An 18,835-nucleotide genomic window follows, 5' to 3' on the forward strand; every position below is an offset into this window, starting at 1 on the left:
CCTCCGCGGAACCGGAAGGATCTTGGAGCGAAAGTGCCCCTATGGGGGCCGTTTCGTACCAAGATCTCGACGCTGACCCGGGGGGCGACGCTGACCCGGGGGAGAAGGAGGCGGGGAGCCTTCCCGTGGGCGCCGGGATCGTCGTGGACGCGGACGGGGACGCGACTGTCGTCGTACCCGATCTGCCGCAGCCCGCGCCCGACGACGCCTACGCGGCGGCGGCGCGCGACGTGCTGCGCGGCATCGTCGCCTCCGCCGAGGAACCGGCCGCCGGCGGGCGGGCGAAGGTCTTCGGTCGCGCCGACCTGGCGGTCGTGCCGACCACCCCGACCGCCGGCTCGCACCTGCCGCGCGCCGTCGGCCTGGGGCTCGCGCTGGAGCGGCTGCGCCGCGGCGCGCGGCCCGCCGACGGCGAGCCCGAGGCGGCCCCCTGGCCCGCCGACGCCGTGGTGGTCTGCTCCTTCGACGACGGCGCGGTCGACCACGCCACCGCGACCGCCGCGCTGAACACGACCGGCTGGTACGACCACACCGGCCTGCGGATCCCGGTGCTGTTCGTCTGCGCGGACAGCGGCGCCTCCGCCGAGGGCTGGGTGGCCGCCACGCTGCGGTCGCGGCCCGGCATCCGGTACTTCGCCGCCGACGGCACGGACGTGGCCGCGGCCTACCGGGTCGCGGCGGAGGCAACGGACTGGGTACGCCGGCAGCGCCGGCCCGCCGTGCTGCACCTGAGCACGGTCCGGCTGATGGAGCAGGGTGACGGCGACGCGGCCCGCGACCCGCTGCTGGCCACCGCGCGGCTGCTGGTGACCTCGGGGTACGCCAGTGGCGAGGAACTGCTGGCCCGCTACGACGAGCGGGGCTGGCAACTGCGTCGCGTCGCCGAGGAGGTGCTGGACGAGCCGAAGCTCGCGTCCCCGGTCGAGATCGTGCGGGAACTGGCGCCGCGCCGGCCGGTCCGGGTGTCCCGCGCGGTCGCCGAGGCGGCGGCACACGCGGCCGGGCCGGGCGCCGGAGCGCGGGCGGAGGCGTTCGGCGGCAAGCCGCCGGAGCTGACCGGCCCGCTGACGCTGGCGCAGAGCATCAACGCCGCGCTCGCCGACGGCATGCTCGACCATCCCGGTACGGCGGTGTTCGGCCACGAGGTGGCCGCCCGGGGCGGGGCGTACGGGGTGACCGAGGGGCTGCGGGACCGGTTCGGGGCGGCGCGCGTGTTCGACACGCTGCCGGACGAGACGTCGATCCTCGGCCTCGGGCTGGGCGCCGGGCTGGCCGGACTGCTGCCGGTGCCCGAGATCCGCCACCTCACGTCGCTGCACGGCGCCGAGGACCAGCTCCGCGGCGAGGCGGCCACCATGCGGTTCCTGTCCCGGGGCGCCTTCCGCAACCCGATGGTGGTGCGGGTGCCCGGCCTGGCGAGCCCGGAGGGGCTCGGCGGTCACGACCGCAACGACAGCTCGCTGGGGGCGCTGCGGGACGTGCCGGGGCTGGTGGTGGCCGTGCCGGCCCGGCCGGACGACGCCGCGCCGATGCTGCGTACCTGCCTGGCGGCGGCCCGCGTGGACGGCAGCGTCTGCGTCTTCGTGGAGCCGATCGCGCTCTACCACGTCCGCGACCTGTACACCGACGGTGACGACGAGTGGACCGCCGAGTACGCCGAGCCGGGCGCCTGGGCGGACCGGCACGTGCCGATCGGGCGGGCCCGCGTCTACGGGATCGGCTCCGCCGAGGACCTCACCATCATCACGTTCGGTAACGGGGTGCGGATGTCGCTGCGCGCCGCGGCCACGCTGGCCGGGGAGGGCGTGGGCAGCCGGGTGGTGGACCTGCGCTGGCTGGCCCCGCTGCCGGTGGCCGACATCATCCGGGAGGCGTCGGCGACCGGCCGGGTGCTGGTGGTGGACGAGACGCGGCGAACCGGCGGGGTGGGCGAGGGCGTGCTGTCCGCGCTCGTCGACACCGGGTACGTGGGTGCCGCACGCCGCGTAGCCGCACTTGACTCGTTTGTACCATTAGGTCCGGCTGCCCGTCAGGTACTGGTCTCCGCCGAAGCCATCACCCAGGGTGCCCGTACGCTGCTGGCACGGTAAATTCCGTTCCACCCGGTGCGCCACTTGCGCGGCGAGCCGCAACTGTGTGGACTGAGCCCGACGGTGTCACCCGACGCCACGAGCAGGGATAGATGAGGAGGCACTCGACAGTGAGCGCGACCGCTGGCCAGGCCGACGGGGTACGCAGCCTGGCGGACCGGTTCGGTATCGAGCCGGGCATGGTCGTCATGGAGATGGGCTACGACGACGACGTCGACACCGATCTCCGGGACGCCCTGACCGACCGCTGTGGGGAACTCGTCGACGAGGACACCGACGAGGTGGTCGACGCGGTTCTGGTCTGGCACCGAGACGGCGACGGTGACCTGTTCGAGCTCCTCGTCGACGCCCTCGGGCCGCTCGCGGACAACGGCGTGGTCTGGCTCCTGACTCCGAAGGCCGGCCGCGACGGCCACGTCGAGCCGAGCGAGGTCGCGGAGAGCGCGCAGACCGCCGGGCTTCAGCAGACCTCCACCATCAACGCCGGCCGCGACTGGAGCGGAGCCCGTCTCGTCATGCGGCGCGGTTCCAAGAGCAAGAAGTAGGGGCGGCGCCCGACACCCGGCGGCCGCGGTCGCCGGGTGTGGCAGGCTGATCATCTCCAGACCCGATCGCCGAGGGAGCACGCATGCCCATCGAGGTTGGCGCCGAGGCGCCCGACTTCCTGCTCAAGGACCAGAACAACCAGGAGGTCCGGCTCTCCGACCTCCGCGGTCGCAAGACCGTGCTGCTGGTCTTCTACCCGCTCGCCTTCACCGGCATCTGCCAGGGCGAGCTGTGCGAGGTGCGGGACAACCTCAACGAGTACGTCAACGACGACGTCCAGGTGCTGACCGTCAGCGTCGACTCCGTGTACGCCCACAAGATCTGGGCCGACCGGGAGGGCTACCAGTTCCCGCTGCTGGCCGACTTCTGGCCGCACGGCGCGGTGGCACAGGCGTACGGCGTCTTCAACGACGTCGCGGGCATCGCCAACCGGGGCACCTTCGTCATCGACAAGGCCGGCGTGGTCCGGTTCGCCGAGATGAACATGCCCGGCGAGGCGCGCGACCAGCAGGGCTGGCGCAAGGCGCTGGCCGAGGCCGTCGCCGCCTGAGTCCCACACCCAGGCACGTCGTTGCGCGGGGCCGGAGGCGGGCAGGTAAGCTGGCCGCTCCGGCCCGCCGTACGGGCGTTCCGGGCGCGTAGCTCAGTGGGAGAGCACTCGCCTTACAAGCGAGGGGTCGCAGGTTCGAAACCTGCCGCGCCCACCCTTCATCATCAGCAGAAACCGCCCCGAGAAGATCGTTCCTGGGGCGGTGACAGCACGGGCGGGCGTAAGAAGGGCTCAGTCGACGCCCAAGTGCTGGTGGCATCGGTCGCCGACGGTGTCCGGCAGCAGGACACACCCGCACACCTGGCACGTTCCCCAGCGGCCGTACCACGATCCCGTGCGCTGTCCGGCGTGGTTGGAGCGGGCAGTCGGCGGGCGGCGGAGAATCGGCTGATCGTGAAACCGTCGAGAGTGTCGCCGGTGAGGGCGGCGTAGACATCTGCCGTGCCGCCGTCCTCGGCGCTGATGTGCCAATGGCTGGGCTGCGGTGCTCGGCGGTCGACACGGGGCGCAAAGACAGCCAGGAAGGCGTCAGCCGCCATCGGGGCGGCGTCGCCCTGCACGAAACGCTGAACGAACATGTCGTAGCCCACCCCGGCAAGCTAGCGCCTCGGCCAGAACGATCATGTCCAGTATCAGCCGGGAGACGACATCTACTCGTCACTGCGGCAGGGTCGTCCGTCGGCGTCAGGCGTCTCGACGCGGATGAAGTAGCCGATCGGCACTCTCTGCTCGCGCTGCATCCCGAGGACGTTGAATCGCACTTCGTGCGTTGCGAAAGAGAACCCCGCACACGGAGGCTGATAGTTCAGAAGGAGATCTTCGGAGAAGCGCAGGGTCACCCACACGAATATCTGATCGCCCGCCGGAAGGTCGATCGGCTCGAAGGGAGTGGCCTTTCCCCTCTCGAAGCCCTCACGGTTGACATCCATGTTCACATGAACCTGATCAACGACGTAGCCGGGGCCGCCGTCTTTGGTCACTTCCTTGAGGCGGATGGTCAGCGGTCCGCGGTTGGCGATGCTGAACCCGTATTCGATGCTTCGACCGGGCTGCGCGAGGTACCGGTACTCCGTGTAGGGACCAGCAGTGGCGCTCGACAACGCCTGCGGGTTCGCTCCGAAGTTTCCTTGGTGCAGCTCGTATCTCAGCGTGATCGTGAGGTAGGTGGACAGAAGCACGAGCACCACAACCAGGGCCGCGAGAATTGTCTTGCCTCGACGCCTGGCGCGGCGGGCAGCGTTCGGCACCACGACGGAATCGTAGAGGGACGACGGTGGCACCCGCCGACCCGGAAAGCACCTGGATTGCGCCGCGCTCAGCCGGGCGTCTACTCCAGCGGGCCGCTCGGTCCTACCCTGGCGCGGGGACGGTCTTGACGATCGCCGTTGCCAGGGACGTGGCCTTCTCCTGAGCGGTTGCGGTGACGTCGGCGGCGGTGCTCAGTTTGGGCGACCAGAAGGTGAGCGCCTCGACGCTGATGAGCAGCGAACCGTGCGCGAAGATCAGCCGCGCGTCGCCGGGCAGGAACGGCATTCCTTCCGCGTTTTCCGGGTTCACCCGGCTCACCGTCGCCGTGGTCAGCCGCGCGCTCGTCGATCCGATGGTAATCGTGCGTGCGCCCCACCGGGCGGTGGCCATCCCGATGTTGAGTCGGAATTCCTTACTCGGGCAACGTGCGGTGCGCGCCCTACGCGCGGCCGCAGCGGCCGCCGAGGCATCGCGCAGACCGATCACCGTGATGTTCAGAAGGGTTGTCGGGGGCTGGACGTCGGCGAAGATCCCTACGGGATTGACCTCCAGGCCCGCGCCCCACACCTGATCGAACTCCAACCCGCCCCCGTTCGACCGGTCGGGGTCGGCAATGAGCAGGTCGCAGGGTTCATAGGGCTCGCCGACCTCGATCGTGCGCTCCCGGATGTCGTCGCCGACGTCGGCCCGCTCGACCAGCTGGCGAATCGTCGCCATCAGCGCCTCTTGCTCGGTGGGCGATGCCGACGGCGCGGGATTCACGGAGGGCGCCGGAGGCGGTGGCGGGTCGGCTCGTGTGACGCAGCCGGCAAGGCCCAGCACCACCAGTACGCCGGCGACAAATGATCCGCCACGAACCCGATCAACGATCCTCACGAATCCCCGCTTCCGCTCGGGGTGCAGCATATGGCTCATCACGTCTGGCGTTTGCCCGTGCGCGGTCGCTGCGGTAGACGAGACATGCGGGAGCCGCTCAGGCTGGATGGTCGCGCAGGAACGTCTGGGCCGCCACCTTAGCGGCCGCAATCGCCTCCTCCGTCTGGTCGAAGGCCGGGCCCCATCCGGCGTACAGCTCCAGGAAGCGATCGGCCACGGGCCGCAGTTCCGGCAACTGGGAATAGGCCGCGTGCCAGTAGATCTCGTACGCCAGGTCCTCGGCGTCACCGTCCCCCGCAACGATGTCCGCCGCTGCCTGACGCATGAGGTGCAGTCGAGCGCCGCGCTCGTCCGGCACCGGCGAGCCGAGTTGGTCCATCGCCTGCCGGAACAGATCGACTGCCTCCCGCGACTGGCCCTTCGACAGGCCGGCAAGCTCACGCAGGCCCGGCGAGTCGACGCCTCGGGTCAGAGCGTGAGCAGCCGCCATCGGCAGGTCGTCGCCGACCGGTTCGTCCATCGCCAACCGGACGGCGAGGTCGCGCAGGTGCTCCACGCCCGGGAGGCTAGGCGATGTACGGGGGCAGCGTCGGCCGTCGCGGTGCGGTGTGGTGACGGGTCAACGGATGCCCGCGGCGTGGAGGCGGCGGGTGGCGTCCGGGTCGATGCTGGTCCGCACGAGCGAACCGGGCGCATCCGCGGAACCGGTACTGAACGCGGTCACCACCAGCACGACGGACAGGACCGGCATGAACAGCGTCCGGACCAGCATGGCCCAGCACGCCTTGACGCCGATCCGGCTGCCGTCCCTGACCCGCACGAGCTGCGTGCCGGTGAGGACGGCACCGAGCGCCCGGCCGTTGCCGTAGCAGAGGCCGTAGAGCACCGGCACCAGTACGAACAACGCGAGCACCGCCCCGGCGAGGGCACCGCCGGAGAGGGTCACCGCGCGGTCCACCACGGACAGGGCGACGACACCTACCGCGACAGCGAACAGGCACACCACGAAGTCGATGAGCCAGGACATGACCTGCGCCAGCGTGCCCGCCTTGACATACAGCGTGCCGTTGCCGAGCGTCGCGATCCGCTTGGCCTTCCGGGCACCGAGCACGTGTTCCGCCTGCGCCTGGGCGGCTTCCAGTCGGGTCAGTGGGCGGCCCGCGGCGCGGACTGTCACAACGTTCTCCTGTTGTATCGCGGGCACGACGTGCGGCTTCGCTGGAACTGGGCACCGTGCCGTGCCGTGTTCCGGTGCAGAGTAGTCGACGCCGGCACCGCTCCTGTCCGACGTCGAGGCGATGGCGCGGCGCTTGCTACGTCGCTGGCGTGTTGTACCGGTCCAGCGTCGCCTTGGCGGTCGACGCGTCGCGGAAGACGAGCTCCCACGGGCCGGTGTTCACGTCCATGTCCTTGCCGAATCCGACCCACTTCCCGGCCATCCGTCGGCCCGTCGGCTCGGCCAGGAGCTGGATCGCCCCGTGATAGCGGGCGCCGATCTGCCCTGTCATTCGCGGCATCGTTTTCCGATCAATCGTGGTCACTGGCCGCAGGGGAATGACGAGTGATCGGCAGGCGCGGCTCACGCCGTACCCCTGCTGGCAGGTGGAATGGGCGACCAGCCGGCAGGCGCGGGCGGTCACCGCGCGGTTCCTGGAGGGGTGCGCGGTGACCACCCACGGCCCGGTCATGCCGGTCTGGAGCTGCGGCGGCTGCAACCTGCCCTGGCCGTGCCCCACCCGGAGGCGGGAGCTGCGCGCGGAGTTCGCGGACGCGCCGGTGTCGCTGGCCCTGTACCTCGGCGCCTACCTCGTGCAGGCCACCGAGGACATGCCCGGGGCGCCCGCCGGCGCACTGCACCGCCGCTTCGTCGGGTGGACCCGGGAAGCCGCTCAGCGCGAGCGATATGACTGAGAGGCATAAATATGCCTCTCAGTCATATCGCTCGAAGGCATCAATCTTCCGGCAGGCATGACCCTGTGCGACCGGACGGCTCGGCGTCGCCGGCGGTGAGCGGCAGCGTGGGCCAGGCCGCCAGGTCGTGGAGCATCTGCCGGTCGTGGGTCGCGACGACCACCGCGGCCCTGGTCGTCAGCAGGGCGGCGGTGAGGTCGTCGACCAGCGGTGCCGACAGGTGGTTCGTGGGTTCGTCGAGGATCAGCAGGTCGGGACGCTCGGCCAGGCGCAGCGCCAGGTTCAGCTGGCGCTGGTGCTTGCCGTGGCCCTTCTCCGGACGCCAGCCGGTGCTGAGCCGGTCCTGCGCCTCCCGTACCGCGTCGGCCAGGCGCCGGTGTTCGGCCTGCTGTGCCTCGTGGTCGCGGACCCAGTGCGTGAAGTCGCGGCTGCGCCCGTCCTGCCAGGCGGCGTAGTCCCCGGCGTAGCGGCGCGGACGCCCGTCCGCGCTGGGGTCGAGGTCGAGGAACTCCGTGACCACGTCCCCGCCCGGCCCTAGGCCAGCACGTCGGCGGCGTCGTCCAGCGCCCGCAGCGCGTGTTCGGACTCCCGGACCGCCCCCTGGACCAGGGTGCGCCCGGTGTCCGGCGGGCAGCAGGCCGTCCGAGTTGAATGGGAAGGAAGGGATGTTGTCGAGGTTGTTCACAGTCCGCTCTTCGGCTCGTCGTGGAGCCGGGCAGCGCGATGACACCGCCCGGCGGGACACCAGGACGGCGGAGCAGAGCTGGTACGTCAGAAGAAGCCGGTCACCCTGCCGCCGTCAGCGGAGGGACCAGGGCTTCATGACGGCGGCGTGGAACCTCATGCGGTGAAGGCTACCCGGAGCCGGGCCGGAGATCACCGGAGTTACCGGCGCAGGCGGGCGTGGGCCTCGGCGTCGAGCAGGTCGTTGACCGCCAGCGCCGAGTTGATCAGGGCGAGGTGGCTGAACGCCTGCGGGTAGTTGCCGATCTGCTCACCGGTGGAGGCGATCTCCTCGGCGTAGAGGCCGAGGTGGTTGCTGAACGTAAACATCTTCTCCAGCGTGAGCCGGGCGTCGTCCAGCCGGCCGGAGCGGGCCAGTGCCTCGACGTACCAGAAGGTGCACATGTTGAACGTGCCCTCGTGGCCGGGCAGCCCGTCGGGGGAGTGCAGCGGGTCGTACCGGTGGACCAGGCTGTCCGAGACCAGATCGCGCTCGATCGACTCCAGCGTGGACAGCCACAGCGGGTCGGTGGGCGTGACGAAGCCGACCGCCGGCATGTAGAGCAGCGCGGCGTCGAGCACGTTCTCGTCGTACGCCTGCACGAAGCTGCCGCGTTCCCGGTGGAACCCGCGGGCCATGACCTGGTTGTAGATCCGGTTGCGCTGCTCGGTCCAGCAGCTCATGTCCCCGGGCCGGCCGGTGCGGGTGGCCAGGCGGATGGCCCGGTCCAGCGCCACCCAGGACATCACCCGCCCGAACGTGTAGTTGCGGGGGTGGTGGCGGCTCTCCCAGATCCCGGCGTCGCGCTGGTCCCAGTTGTGGCAGAGCCAGTCGATCAGGCGCACGGTGCTCTTCCACACCTGGTGCGACACGCGGATGCCCTGCTCGTCGGCGAGGTGCATGGCGTACAGCGCCTCGCCGTGGATGTCGAGCTGGATCTGGTCGGCCGCGCCGTTGCCGATCCGCACCGGGCGGGAGCCCCGGTATCCCTCCAGGTGGTCGAGGACCTCCTCGTGCAGGTCCGAGGAGCCGTCCACCCGGTACATGATCTTCAGTGGGTCCTGGTGGTCGCCGGCCTCGCGAATACGCTCGTCGAGCCAGTCCATGTACCGGCTGACCTCCTCGGTGAACCCGAGGCCGAGCAGCGCGTGCACGGAGAACGAGGTGTCGCGTACCCAGGTGTAGCGGTAGTCCCAGTTGCGGGAGCCGCCGACCAGCTCGGGCAGCGCGGCGGTCGGCGCGGCGATCATCGCGCCGGTCGGCGCGTACGTCATGAGCTTGAGCGTGATGGCGGAGCGCTCGACCATCTCCCGCCAGCGGCCGGTGTAGCGGGAGCGTTCGACCCAGCGCCGCCAGTAGTCCCGGGTCCACTCGAACATGCCCTGGACCTCTTCCGGCGGGATGATCCGGGGTTCCTCACTTCCGGTCTCCAGGACCACCCCGCCGGTGTCGCCCTCGTTGAGGGTGCCGTACGCGATGAGGTCGCCGCCCTCCATGCGGATCTCGCCGGTCTGGGCCCACAGTTGCCGTACCGGGTCGATCGGGTTGAAGGTGAGCGTCTCCGACGTGCTGCGGAACAGGTAGCCGTTGCGGTGCCGCTCCAGCTCGTGGCTCTGGCGTGCGTAGTCGAACCGGGGCCGGCACTCCACCCGGAACCGCATGCTGCCGCGCACCATGTTGACCATGCGCACGATGCGGTGCGAGTCGGTGACCCGCTCGCCGGTGACCGGCATGAAGTCGATCACCTCGGCGACGCCGTCCGCGCTGATGAACCGGGTGATCAGGATCGGTGTGCCGGGCAGGTAGAGCTGCTTGGTGACGTACCGGACCTCGTGCGGGGCGATCTGGAAGAAGCCGCCCCTGTCCTTGTCCAGCAGCGCGCAGAAGATGCTCGGCGAGTCGAAGCGCGGCGCGCAGAACCAGTCGATCGTGCCGTCGCAGGTCACCAGCGCCGCGGTCTGCAGGTCTCCGATGAGCCCGTGATCCTCGATCGCCGGATAGCTCTTCACGTCGCCCCCCGGTTCCGACTGCCGTCTGCGTCTTCAACCTAGGGGAAGAATTGTCAGGTTAGAGGCGATTCGTGGTCACCGAGCCTTCCGCGCGCCGCGCCGGGCCTCGACCGCCCGCCGGGTCTCCTCCTGCACCAGGTCCGCGTTGATCATCGCCGCGGTCCGGGCGCCCGCCGCCGCGGCGGCCCCGACCTGCGCCGACAGGTCGGTCACGTTGCCCGCGACCCACACCCCAGGCACATCGGTACGCCCCGACTCGCCGGCCGGCAGGTACTCGCCCATCCCGCTGGGATGCGGTTGCGGACGCAGGCCCAGTCCGGCCAGGAACCCGGTCCGCGCCACCATCCGGGGCGCGACGGTCAGCACCTCCCGGTCGACGGTGCGGCCGTCGCGCAGGCGTACCCCGGTCAGCCGGTCCCCGGCCACCTCGACGGCCGCGACCTCGCCCTCGACCACCGGCACGCCGCGCGCGGCGAGCTGCTCGGCCTGCTCCTCGGTGAGCGGCGGCGCGGTGTGCCGCAGGTAGACCACGTCGTCGCTCCACTGCCGGAACAGCAGCGTCTGGTGCACCGACATGGGGCCGCTGCCGATCACCCCGATCGGCCGATCGCGCACCTCCCAGCCGTGGCAGTACGGGCAGTGCACCACGTCCCGCCCCCAGCGCTCGCGCAGGCCGGGTACCTCGGGCAGCTCGTCGACCAGGCCGGTGGCGACCAGCACGTGGCCGGCGCGCAGCCGGCGGCCGTCGGCGAGCGCCACCTCGAACCCGGCGTTGTCGCGGTTCACCGTGTCGACCCGGCCCTCGGTCAGGTGTCCGCGGTAGCGCCGCACCTCGTCCCGGCCGCGCGCCAGCAGCTCGGCCGGCGGCACGCCGTCGTGTCCCAGCAGGGCGTGCACGCCGTCGGCGGGCGCGTTGCGCGGCTCGCCCCCGTCCACCACCAGCACCGACCGGCGTGCCCGGGCCAGCATCAGCGCGCCGTTGAGCCCGGCCGCGCCGCCGCCGACCACCACCACCTCGTAGTCCTCGCGTAGCTCGGTCATCGTGACCACCTCCGCGACCAGCCTGCGTCCGGGTCCGGCAGAACTGCAAACGCTGTTGCTGATGTGGCAAACTGGCAGGCATGGACGACGACCTCGACCAGGCCCTCGACGCGGTGGGCCCCCGCCTGCGCGCGCTGCGCCGTGAGCGGGAGACCACCCTCACCGACCTCTCCGCCGCCACCGGCATCTCGGTGAGCACGCTGTCCCGGCTGGAGTCCGGCGGTCGTAAGCCCACGCTGGAGCTGCTGCTCCCGTTGGCCCGCGCGCACGGCGTCACGCTCGACGAGCTGGTCGGCGCCCCGCCCACCGGGGACCCGCGCGTCCACCTGCGGCCGGTCGCCGCGTTCGGGATGACCATGCTGCCGCTCACCCGCCGCGCCGGCGGCATCCAGGCGTACAAGCTGATCATCCCGGCCGGCGGCCGGTCCGAGCCCGAGCCGAAGACCCACGAGGGGTACGAGTGGGTCTACGTGCTCAACGGACGGCTGCGGCTCGTGCTCGGCGAGCACGACCTGGTGCTCGAACCCGGTGAGGCGGCCGAGTTCGACACCCGCGTACCGCACTGGTTCGGCCGCGCCGACAGCGAGGGGGTGGAGTTCCTCAGCCTCTTCGGCAGTCAGGGCGAACGCGCCCACCTGCGCGCCCGCCCTCGCGCGTCCCGCTGAGATCGCCGCGGGCGGCAAACGCGCCCGCGGCGGCGACGGCGGCGCGACGATCGGCAGGTGACCTATGCGGACGTCGGCGGGCTGCGGATCTGGTACGAGGAGCACGGCGCCGGCAGGCCGCTGGTCCTGCTGCACGGCGGATACGGGTCGACGGAGACGTTCGCGCCGGTCCGGCAGGCGCTGGCCGCGCGCCGCCGGCTGATCGCCGTCGACCTGCGGGGCCACGGCCGCACCGGCGGTCTGGACCGGCCGCTGCGGTACGAGTCGATGGCCGACGACGTGGCCGGCCTGCTGCGCCGGCTCGGCCTGCCGCGGGCCGACGTGCTCGGCTACTCGCTCGGCGGCGGGGTGGCCCTGCGTACCGCGATCCAGCACCCCGCCCTGGTCCGCCGCCTGGTGCTCGTCTCCACGCCGTTCCGGCGGGGCGGCTGGTACCCGGAGACGGTCGCCGCGATGTCCGCCCACGACGAGCGCGTCGCCGAACGCATGCGCGGCACCCCGTCGTACGAGCGGTACGCGCGGGTCGCGCCCCGCCCGCAGGACTGGCCCCTGCTCTGGGCGCGCAGCGGGGAACTGCTGCGGCGGGACTACGACTGGTCCGCCGAGGTGGCCGCGCTGCCGATGCCGGTGCTGCTGGTCTTCGCCGACGCGGACGAGATCCCGGTGAGCCACGCGGCGGAGTTCTTCGGCCTGCTCGGCGGCGGCCACCGGGACGCGGGCGGCGACGGCGCCGGCCGTCCCGCGTCCCGGCTCGCGGTGCTGCCCGGGCTCACCCACTACGACGTGGTTGCCTCACCGGTGCTGCCGGCGGCGGTGCTGCCGTTCCTCACTCATCCGGCCCGCGCCCCCGGCTGACTCACCCCACGAGCGCCGGGGCGTCGGCGCGCTCCGCCGTGCGGGGGCGCAGCAGCGCGTACGCGAGCACGACGGCGACCACGAGCAGCCCGGCGCCGACCGCGAACGCCAGGTGGAATCCGCTGGTCAGCGCGGCGGCCCGGTCGTCGCCGAGCGCGACCCGGTCCGCCGTCCGGGCGGCGGCCAGCGTGGACAGCACCGCGACGCCGAACGCCATGCCGAGCTGCTGGGTGGTGTTGAACAGCCCGGAGGCGAGACCGGCGTCCTCGGCGCGGGCGGCGGACATGGCGAGCGCGGTGAGCGCCGGCAGCACCAGCCCGAACCCGCCGGCGAGCAGCATCACCGGGAGCACGTCGCGCAGGTAGCGGCCGTCCACCGGCACCCGGGTCAGCAGCGCGAACATGGCGGCGAGCAGCACGAGCCCGGCGATCAGCACGACCCGCTCGCCGAAGCGGGCGTTGAGCCGGGCCGAGACGCCGAGCGACACCGCGCCGATGACGACGGCGGCCGGGAGCAGCGCCAGTCCGGTGCGGGTGGCGTCGTAGCCGAGCACCTGCTGGAGGTAGAGCGTGACGAGGACCTGGAACGCGAACGTCGCGGCGACGGTGAGGATCTGGACCACGTTCGCCACGGCGACGCCGCGCGAGCGCAGGAGCCGCAACGGCATGAGCGGGCGGCGCGCGGTGGCCTGCCGGACCACGAAACCGGCGACGAGAGCGGCGGCGAGCGCGCCCAAACCGAGCGTGTGCGCCGACGTCGCGCCGTACCGCTCGATCGTGACCACCGTGTAGATGCCCAGCACGAGCCCGGTGGTGACCAGCAGCGCGCCCGCCACGTCGGCTCCGGCGGCCAGGCCCAGGCCCCGGTCCGGGGGCAGCGTGCGGACCGCGAGCGTGATCGTGGCCAGGCCGATCGGCACGTTGATCAGGAAGATCCAGTGCCAGCCCAGCGCGTCGGTGAGCAGGCCGCCGGCGACCTGGCCGATGGCCGCCCCGGCCGCGCCGGTGAACGCGAACACGGCGAACGCCCGCGCCCGCTCGGCGGCGTCGGGAAAGAGCGTGACCAGGATGCCGAGACTCACCGCTGTGGCCGCCGCGCTGCCGACGCCCTGGAGGAAGCGGGCCGCGACGAGCGTGGTGCTGTTCTCCGCGAGCCCGGCCAGCACGGAGGCGGCTGTGAACAGCGCGGTGCCGCCGAGAAACATCGCCCGGCGCCCGATCAGGTCGCCGAGCCGGCCGGCGAGCAGGAGCAGGCTGCCGAACGCGATGAGGTACGCGTTGACCACCCAGCTCAGGCCGGCCGGGGAGAAGCGCAGGTCGCGCTGGATGGCGGGCATCGCCACGGTGACGATGCTGCCGTCGAGGATGGTCATCAGGGCGCTGGTGGCGAGCACGCCGAGGGCGAGCCGCCGGGAGCGGGGAGCGGACATGGAGTCCTCCTGTCGAGAGGTGCGACAGGAGAGACCGTAACGGATAGTTCCGTTACAGACAATCTATTGAGGGACTATTGGCGGGCTCGGCGGGCCGGTTTCGGGCTCTGCACCGGTGTGGCCAGGTGGCCGGCGGCTAGGCGCTCCAGCGCACGCAGGAAGACCTTCCGCTCGTCGTCCGGCAGGCTGGCCAGCGCCTCGGCGTGCACCCGGTCGACGATCTCCCGGCTGCGCGCGGCCATCCGTGCGCCCTCGTCGGTGACCGCGATGATCCGGGCCCGCCGGTCGGTACGCGACGGACGCCGTTCCGCCAGCCCGGCCTGCTCCAGCGCGTCCACCGTCACGACCATCGTCGTCTTGTCCATGTCGCCCATCTCGGCGAGCTGGATCTGCGTACGCTCCTCGGGCAGCGCGTGCGCGAGCACGCAGTGCATCCGGGCGGTCAGCCCGATCTCGGCGAGCGCCGCCGCCACCCGGGTACGCAACACGTGGCTGGTGTGGTCGAGTAGGTACGACAGGTCCGGGGTGCTCATCCGCCCAGCGTACCGATGATTCCGTGGCGGATGATCCGGCTCGGACGCGGTCCGGGCCCGGATACGATCTTGTGAGATGTCGTCGGTGAGAGAGGTTTGGTGCGGTGAGCGACGAGCACGGCAGGCAAGTGGTGGTGGGTTACGACGGGTCTCCGGCCGCTAGCGCCGCCATCGAGGCGGGCGCGCTGCTGTTCCCCGGCGCGCACGCGTGGATCGGGCATCTGTGGACGCCTCCGTTCGCCAGCGAGGAACTGCGCAAGCGGCTCTGGACCGGCACCCGCAACATCAACGTGTTCGTCGAGGCGATCGAGCGTGAGGGCGGCCGGGAGGCCGACCGGATGACGTCCGTCGGCGTGATGCTGGGCCGGGCCGCCGGCTGGGACGCCGAGCCGCTCGTGTGCCGCAGCTACGGCGGCGAAGGGCTCCGGCTCGCCGAACTGGCCGACGAGAAGCAGGCCGACGTGCTGCTGCTCGGCTCGCGGGGCCTCGGCGGCGCCCGCGCGGTGCTCGGCAGCGTCTCCGACATGGCCGTGCACTACAGCCCGCGTCCCGTGCTGGTCGTGCCGCACCCGCTGCTGACCGACGAGTACGACGCGCTCGCCGCCGGGCCGGTGGTGGTCGGCTGGGACGCCTCGGCCGGGTCCGAGGCCGCGCTCGGCGCCGCCCGCCGCCTCTTCCCCGAGCGGGAGATCGTCCTCGTCGCCGTCGACGGCGACGAGGGGGACGCGCCGGAGACGGTCGACGGGGTGACCACGGTGCGCGTACGCGCCGGTGGCGGCGCCCCCGGCCGCGCGGTGGCCGACGCGCTCTCCGCCGTCGCCACCGAACGCAAGGCGAGCCTGGTCGTGGTCGGCTCGCGCGGCCGGACCGCGGTCCGCAAGATCCTGCTCGGCAGCGTCGCCATGGCCACGCTGCACCGCGCCCACCGGCCGGTGATGGTGGTCCCGCAGAGCCCGGTCCGCGAAGCCGAGTAGCGGTCAGCCCGCGACGACTGGAACATCACGGGTGTCTCCCGGGCCGGGAGACACCCGTGGCGTTCCACCCGCGTCACCGATGCCCGCGGCGCAGCCACCGGTACGCCGCCAGGCCGCCGAGCGCCAGCGCCACGAGGCCCGCCCCCCACCACGCCCGGCCACCGGGGCCCGACGGCGGATCGGCCTCGCGGACCCGGCCGGCGTGCACCACCGCGTCCGCCACGTCGACGGCGAGCACCTGGTCCGGCGCGGTGAGCAGCGTGACCGGAGCGGCGGCACCGGGTGTCAGGCCCAGCACCCGGATCGACCGCACGTTGCCGTACGCGGTCCGCTGGTCCATCTCCAGCCCGTCGGCGTACCAGCTCGGCGCGCTCGGCTCGGGCCGGTACGCGACCACCCATGCGGTCCCGTCCGGCAGCCAGCCGAGCAGCCGGATCGCCGTCACGCCCGAGACGGCGGCCAGCGGGGGCGCGGGCAGCTCCCGGCCGTCGGTGTCGACCCGGCGCAGCCGCCACCGGTCGGCGGCCACCTCGTGCCCGACCAGCGCCAGCGAGCCGTCCGGCAGCCAGGCCCCCTTCCCGGCCAGCGCGGTGTCGGGCGGCAGCGGGAACGAGGAGAGCTGCCGCCCGTCCGGGCTGCTCACGAGCACCTTCGTGCCGACCTGGTAGGCCAGCCGCGACCCGTCGGCGGCGAACGCCACCGGCGAGCCGAATCCCGGCAGCTGCGTGGTCTCCAGCAGGCGGACCGCCCGGCCGGTGTCCAGCCGCACCAGACTGAGCGTGTTGACGTACGAGCTTCGCTCCGGATTCGCCGGTGTGGTGTCCACGACCGCCAGCGCCGACCCGTCCGGAGCCCACCCGACCGGCCCCGTCCCCACACTGCCCGGCCGCGGGCTGGGCACCCGCCGGACCGTGCCCCCGGCCAGGTCGATCACGTCCACGCCGGGGCTGGTGGGCGACCCGTCGGGCACCGCGAGGAACCGCCCGTCCGGGGAGAGCAGCACCCCCTCCCCGGCCGGCGCCTCGAAGCCCACCGTCCACGTCCGGTACCGGTCCGCGTCCGCCCCGACGATGCCGACAGTGCCGTTCTCGTCGAACAGGCCGGTCAGCCTTCGCGCCTGCCCGCTGAACACCACCGACGCCGGGCCGAGCGCGGGCCGGTCGGTGGCCCGCAACGCACCGAACGGCGGCAGCCCGAGCCGGTCCGGCAGCGCCGCCCCGCCCGAGCCCGCCGGCGCGGTCCGGCCGTCCCCGCGTACCGTGAGCGGCACGGCCGCCACCAGCGCCAGCACCGCCGTGACCGCCGCGGCGGTCCGCCACCGCGTGCGCCGCGCGGTCCGCACCGCCCGGTCGTGGACCGGGTACGGGGGCACCTCGGCCGCCGCCTCCCGCAACGCCTCCCGCAGCCGTACGCTCATCGCTCGCTCCTCTCCGGAGTCCGCTCCAGAAGTTCGGGGACCAGGTCGCGGAGCCGGCGTACGGCGTCGTGCCCGTGCCGCTTCACGGTGCCCACCGAGCAGCCGAGCACCTCGGCCACCTGCGCCTCGGTCAGGTCCTCGTAGTACCGCAGCACCACCACGGCCCGCTGCCGCGCGGTGAGCCGCCGCAGCGCCGCCACCACGCTCAGCCGCAGCGCCGTCTCCTCGCTGTGGTCGCCGCCGCCACGCTCGGCCGGCGTCGCGTCCAGCCGCTCGACCACCCGCCGACGGCGCCACCAGGAGACCTGCTGGTGGTACATGACCCGGCGTACGTACGCCTCCGGATCCCCGTCACGTATCCGCCGCCAGTGGCGGTAGGTGCGCGCCAGCGCGCTCTGCAACAGATCCTCGGCGAGCTGGTGATCGCCGGTCAGCAGGTACGCGGTCCGCGACAACGCGGGTGACCGCTGCACCACGAACTTCCGGAACGACTCTGACATGCCCACCCCCTCACCGCAATGAACGCCGGTCGGGCCCTCGATGGTTGAGGCGGCCGTCCCCGCGGCGGGCGCTGGCACCCGTCGATGTGCGGGAACTATCCTCGGGCCACGAGCCAGTCGCCATCCGACGGAGTGGTCGATGCTGAAAGGTCTGGCAGTGGACCGGCACGCGCAGGGGGACAGCCGCAGAGCCAACCTCGGCGCGCTGTTGCGGCGCGTCCACCTGACCGGACCGGTCACCCGCGTCGAGCTGGCCGGGTGGATGGGCGTCAACCGCAGCACGGTCATGGCACTCACTGCGGAACTCGCGGCGGCCGGCCTGGTCCGGGAGGTTCGGGCCGGCGGAAGCGGCCGGGCGGGACGTCCCTCGCATGTGGTCCGGCCGGCCTCGGACGCCGTCTACGTCATCGCCTTCGACATCGCTGTGGACCGTCTCGTGGCCGCCCGCGTCGGGCTCGGCGGTGTGGTGTCGGCGCGGCTGGAGGCGGAACGGCCACGGGCCGGGGCCGACCTCGACTCCGTGGTCTCGGTGCTCGCCGACTTCGGGCGGGCGCTGCACCACGCCGCGCCACCCGGATCGGTGTGCGTCGGCGTGGGCGCCTCCTACTGCGGGATGATCCGGCCGGGCGACGGCATGGTCCGGTTCGGACCGGACATGGGGTGGGTGGACCAGGCGTTCGGCGCCGAGCTGGCCGGGCGGTTGGATCTCGGCCTGCCGGTCCTGGTCGGCAACGAGGCGCACCTCGGAGCGCTGGCCGAGCATCAGCGCGGCGCCGGCGTCGGGGTGCAGAACCTGGTCTACCTGCACGGTGACGTGGGCGTGGGCGGCGGCATCATCGTGGGCGGGGAACTGCTCGACGGCGACGGCGGGTACGCCTCCGAGGTCGGGCACATGCTCGTGAACCCGTACCAGGGGCGGCCCTGTGGCTGCGGCTCGCGCGGGTGCCTGGAGGCCGAGGTCGGTGAGCGGGCGCTGCTCGACGTGGCGGGCCGCCCGGCGCAGGAGAAGGGGCGCGAGGCGGTACGTGCTGTGGTCGCCGCCGCCGTGCGCGGAGAGCCGGCCGCGCAGGACGCGCTGCGGCACATCGGTGACTGGCTGGGCATCGGCGTGGCGAACGTGATCAACCTGTTCAACCCCGGCGTGGTGATCTTCGGGGGCACGCTCAGCGAGGTCTTCCCGGTCTGCGCCAGTCACGTCCGCAGCCGGATCGCCGCGAACGTGCTGCCCATCTCCCGCGACAAGGCCCGGCTGCGCGTGTCCGCGCTCGGCTACGACGCGACCTTGATCGGCGCCGCCGAACTGGGCTTCTCACCCTTGTTCGCCGACCCCCTGGGCGTCCCCGCTTCCAGCTGAGCCCGCGCCGTGCACCGCCACGCTGCCAGCCCTCTCGATCGCGTTGATCTTGCACTTCCGGCCCTGACAAGGCGCGCCAAAGCGGCATCCCAGGGGCCGAAACCGCAAGATCG

At 72.5% G+C, this 18,835-nt stretch carries 18 protein-coding genes, 1 tRNA gene and 2 pseudogenes; 9 read left to right on the plus strand and 12 right to left on the minus strand.

The annotated features are described in order from the left end of the window. The 4 genes from F8279_RS23845 to F8279_RS23860 form a co-directional block, all read left to right on the plus strand. Positions 1-2,090 (plus strand): transketolase C-terminal domain-containing protein (locus F8279_RS23845; protein ID WP_151501126.1); only part of this gene is annotated, 2,090 nt, incomplete at its 5' end. Positions 2,091-2,200: 110 nt separating this feature from the next. Further along, positions 2,201-2,635: a DUF3052 domain-containing protein gene (locus tag F8279_RS23850; RefSeq protein ID WP_013287823.1), complete on the plus strand. Its 435-nt coding sequence runs from the start codon at positions 2,201-2,203 to the stop codon at positions 2,633-2,635. A gap of 83 nt (positions 2,636-2,718) precedes the next feature. Then, entirely contained in the window at positions 2,719-3,186 is a 468-nt protein-coding gene (locus tag F8279_RS23855) for a peroxiredoxin (RefSeq protein ID WP_151501127.1), read from the plus strand. Positions 3,187-3,268: 82 nt separating this feature from the next. Further along, positions 3,269-3,340: transfer RNA gene (locus F8279_RS23860), tRNA-Val, on the plus strand. Between the two features lie 496 nt (positions 3,341-3,836). On the opposite strand, the gene F8279_RS23865 is transcribed toward F8279_RS23860, so the two are convergent. The 5 genes and pseudogenes from F8279_RS23865 to F8279_RS23885 all read right to left on the minus strand — a co-directional run. Further along, positions 3,837-4,436, minus strand: a complete 600-nt coding sequence (locus F8279_RS23865) for a hypothetical protein (protein WP_151501128.1) — start codon at positions 4,434-4,436, stop codon at positions 3,837-3,839. Positions 4,437-4,536: 100 nt separating this feature from the next. Beyond that, positions 4,537-5,340, minus strand: coding sequence for a hypothetical protein (locus F8279_RS23870; RefSeq protein WP_225853388.1), 804 nt, complete (start codon positions 5,338-5,340; stop codon positions 4,537-4,539). 67 nt (positions 5,341-5,407) lie between these two features. Further along, complete coding sequence (locus F8279_RS23875; RefSeq protein ID WP_151501129.1) at positions 5,408-5,866, minus strand: hypothetical protein; 459 nt, start codon at positions 5,864-5,866, stop codon at positions 5,408-5,410. A gap of 63 nt (positions 5,867-5,929) precedes the next feature. Further along, positions 5,930-6,487 (minus strand): hypothetical protein, encoded by a 558-nt coding sequence (locus F8279_RS23880; RefSeq protein WP_225853389.1) that lies wholly within the window; start codon positions 6,485-6,487, stop codon positions 5,930-5,932. Between the two features lie 136 nt (positions 6,488-6,623). Further along, positions 6,624-6,803: pseudogene (locus tag F8279_RS23885) on the minus strand (DNA-binding protein); the annotation flags it as partial. Between the two features lie 172 nt (positions 6,804-6,975). Here F8279_RS23885 and F8279_RS30995 point away from each other — a divergent pair. Beyond that, a pseudogene (locus tag F8279_RS30995) lies at positions 6,976-7,194 on the plus strand (hypothetical protein); the annotation flags it as partial. Between the two features lie 67 nt (positions 7,195-7,261). On the opposite strand, the gene F8279_RS23895 reads toward F8279_RS30995, so the two are convergent. From F8279_RS23895 to F8279_RS23905, 3 genes are all read right to left on the minus strand, one after another. Next, positions 7,262-7,741 carry a hypothetical protein gene (locus F8279_RS23895; RefSeq protein ID WP_225853391.1) on the minus strand — a complete coding sequence of 160 codons (480 nt, stop codon included), beginning with the start codon at positions 7,739-7,741 and terminating at the stop codon, positions 7,262-7,264. A gap of 365 nt (positions 7,742-8,106) precedes the next feature. Then, positions 8,107-9,954, minus strand: a complete 1,848-nt coding sequence (locus tag F8279_RS23900; protein WP_151501130.1) for a glycoside hydrolase family 15 protein — start codon at positions 9,952-9,954, stop codon at positions 8,107-8,109. Between the two features lie 75 nt (positions 9,955-10,029). After that, the gene (locus F8279_RS23905) at positions 10,030-10,995 is read right to left on the minus strand and encodes an NAD(P)/FAD-dependent oxidoreductase (RefSeq protein WP_151501131.1); all 966 of its coding nucleotides are present in this window, start codon (positions 10,993-10,995) and stop codon (positions 10,030-10,032) included. A gap of 80 nt (positions 10,996-11,075) precedes the next feature. Between F8279_RS23905 and F8279_RS23910 the strand changes: the two genes are divergently transcribed. Continuing rightward, entirely contained in the window at positions 11,076-11,660 is a 585-nt protein-coding gene (locus F8279_RS23910) for a helix-turn-helix domain-containing protein (RefSeq protein ID WP_091421325.1), read from the plus strand. 57 nt (positions 11,661-11,717) lie between these two features. Beyond that, on the plus strand, positions 11,718-12,515 hold the full coding sequence (locus F8279_RS23915) for an alpha/beta fold hydrolase (RefSeq protein ID WP_151501132.1): 798 nt from the start codon (positions 11,718-11,720) through the stop codon (positions 12,513-12,515). A gap of 1 nt (position 12,516) precedes the next feature. Here F8279_RS23915 and F8279_RS23920 read toward each other — a convergent pair whose 3' ends face one another. Then, positions 12,517-13,944 (minus strand): MFS transporter, encoded by a 1,428-nt coding sequence (locus F8279_RS23920; RefSeq protein ID WP_151501133.1) that lies wholly within the window; start codon positions 13,942-13,944, stop codon positions 12,517-12,519. Between the two features lie 74 nt (positions 13,945-14,018). Beyond that, positions 14,019-14,477, minus strand: coding sequence for a MarR family winged helix-turn-helix transcriptional regulator (locus F8279_RS23925; RefSeq protein WP_091421321.1), 459 nt, complete (start codon positions 14,475-14,477; stop codon positions 14,019-14,021). A 104-nt stretch (positions 14,478-14,581) separates the two neighbouring features. Here F8279_RS23925 and F8279_RS23930 point away from each other — a divergent pair, with 104 nt between their 5' ends. Continuing rightward, positions 14,582-15,451, plus strand: coding sequence for a universal stress protein (locus tag F8279_RS23930; RefSeq protein ID WP_151501134.1), 870 nt, complete (start codon positions 14,582-14,584; stop codon positions 15,449-15,451). Between the two features lie 73 nt (positions 15,452-15,524). Here F8279_RS23930 and F8279_RS23935 read toward each other — a convergent pair whose 3' ends face one another. Together F8279_RS23935 and F8279_RS23940 are read right to left on the minus strand one after the other, a co-directional pair. Beyond that, entirely contained in the window at positions 15,525-16,868 is a 1,344-nt protein-coding gene (locus tag F8279_RS23935) for a hypothetical protein (protein WP_151501135.1), read from the minus strand. Further along, entirely contained in the window at positions 16,865-17,368 is a 504-nt protein-coding gene (locus F8279_RS23940) for a SigE family RNA polymerase sigma factor (RefSeq protein WP_151501136.1), read from the minus strand. The genes F8279_RS23935 and F8279_RS23940 overlap by 4 nt, the downstream gene beginning before the upstream one ends. A gap of 139 nt (positions 17,369-17,507) precedes the next feature. Between F8279_RS23940 and F8279_RS23945 the strand changes: the two genes are divergently transcribed. Continuing rightward, a complete protein-coding gene (locus F8279_RS23945) occupies positions 17,508-18,722 on the plus strand; it encodes an ROK family protein (RefSeq protein WP_151501137.1) in 1,215 nt (404 codons plus the stop codon). The last annotated feature ends 113 nt before the right edge of the window (positions 18,723-18,835 follow it).

The sequence above is a fragment of the Micromonospora sp. AMSO1212t genome, assembly GCF_008868145.1.
Taxonomy (GTDB): domain Bacteria; phylum Actinomycetota; class Actinomycetes; order Mycobacteriales; family Micromonosporaceae; genus Micromonospora; species Micromonospora tulbaghiae.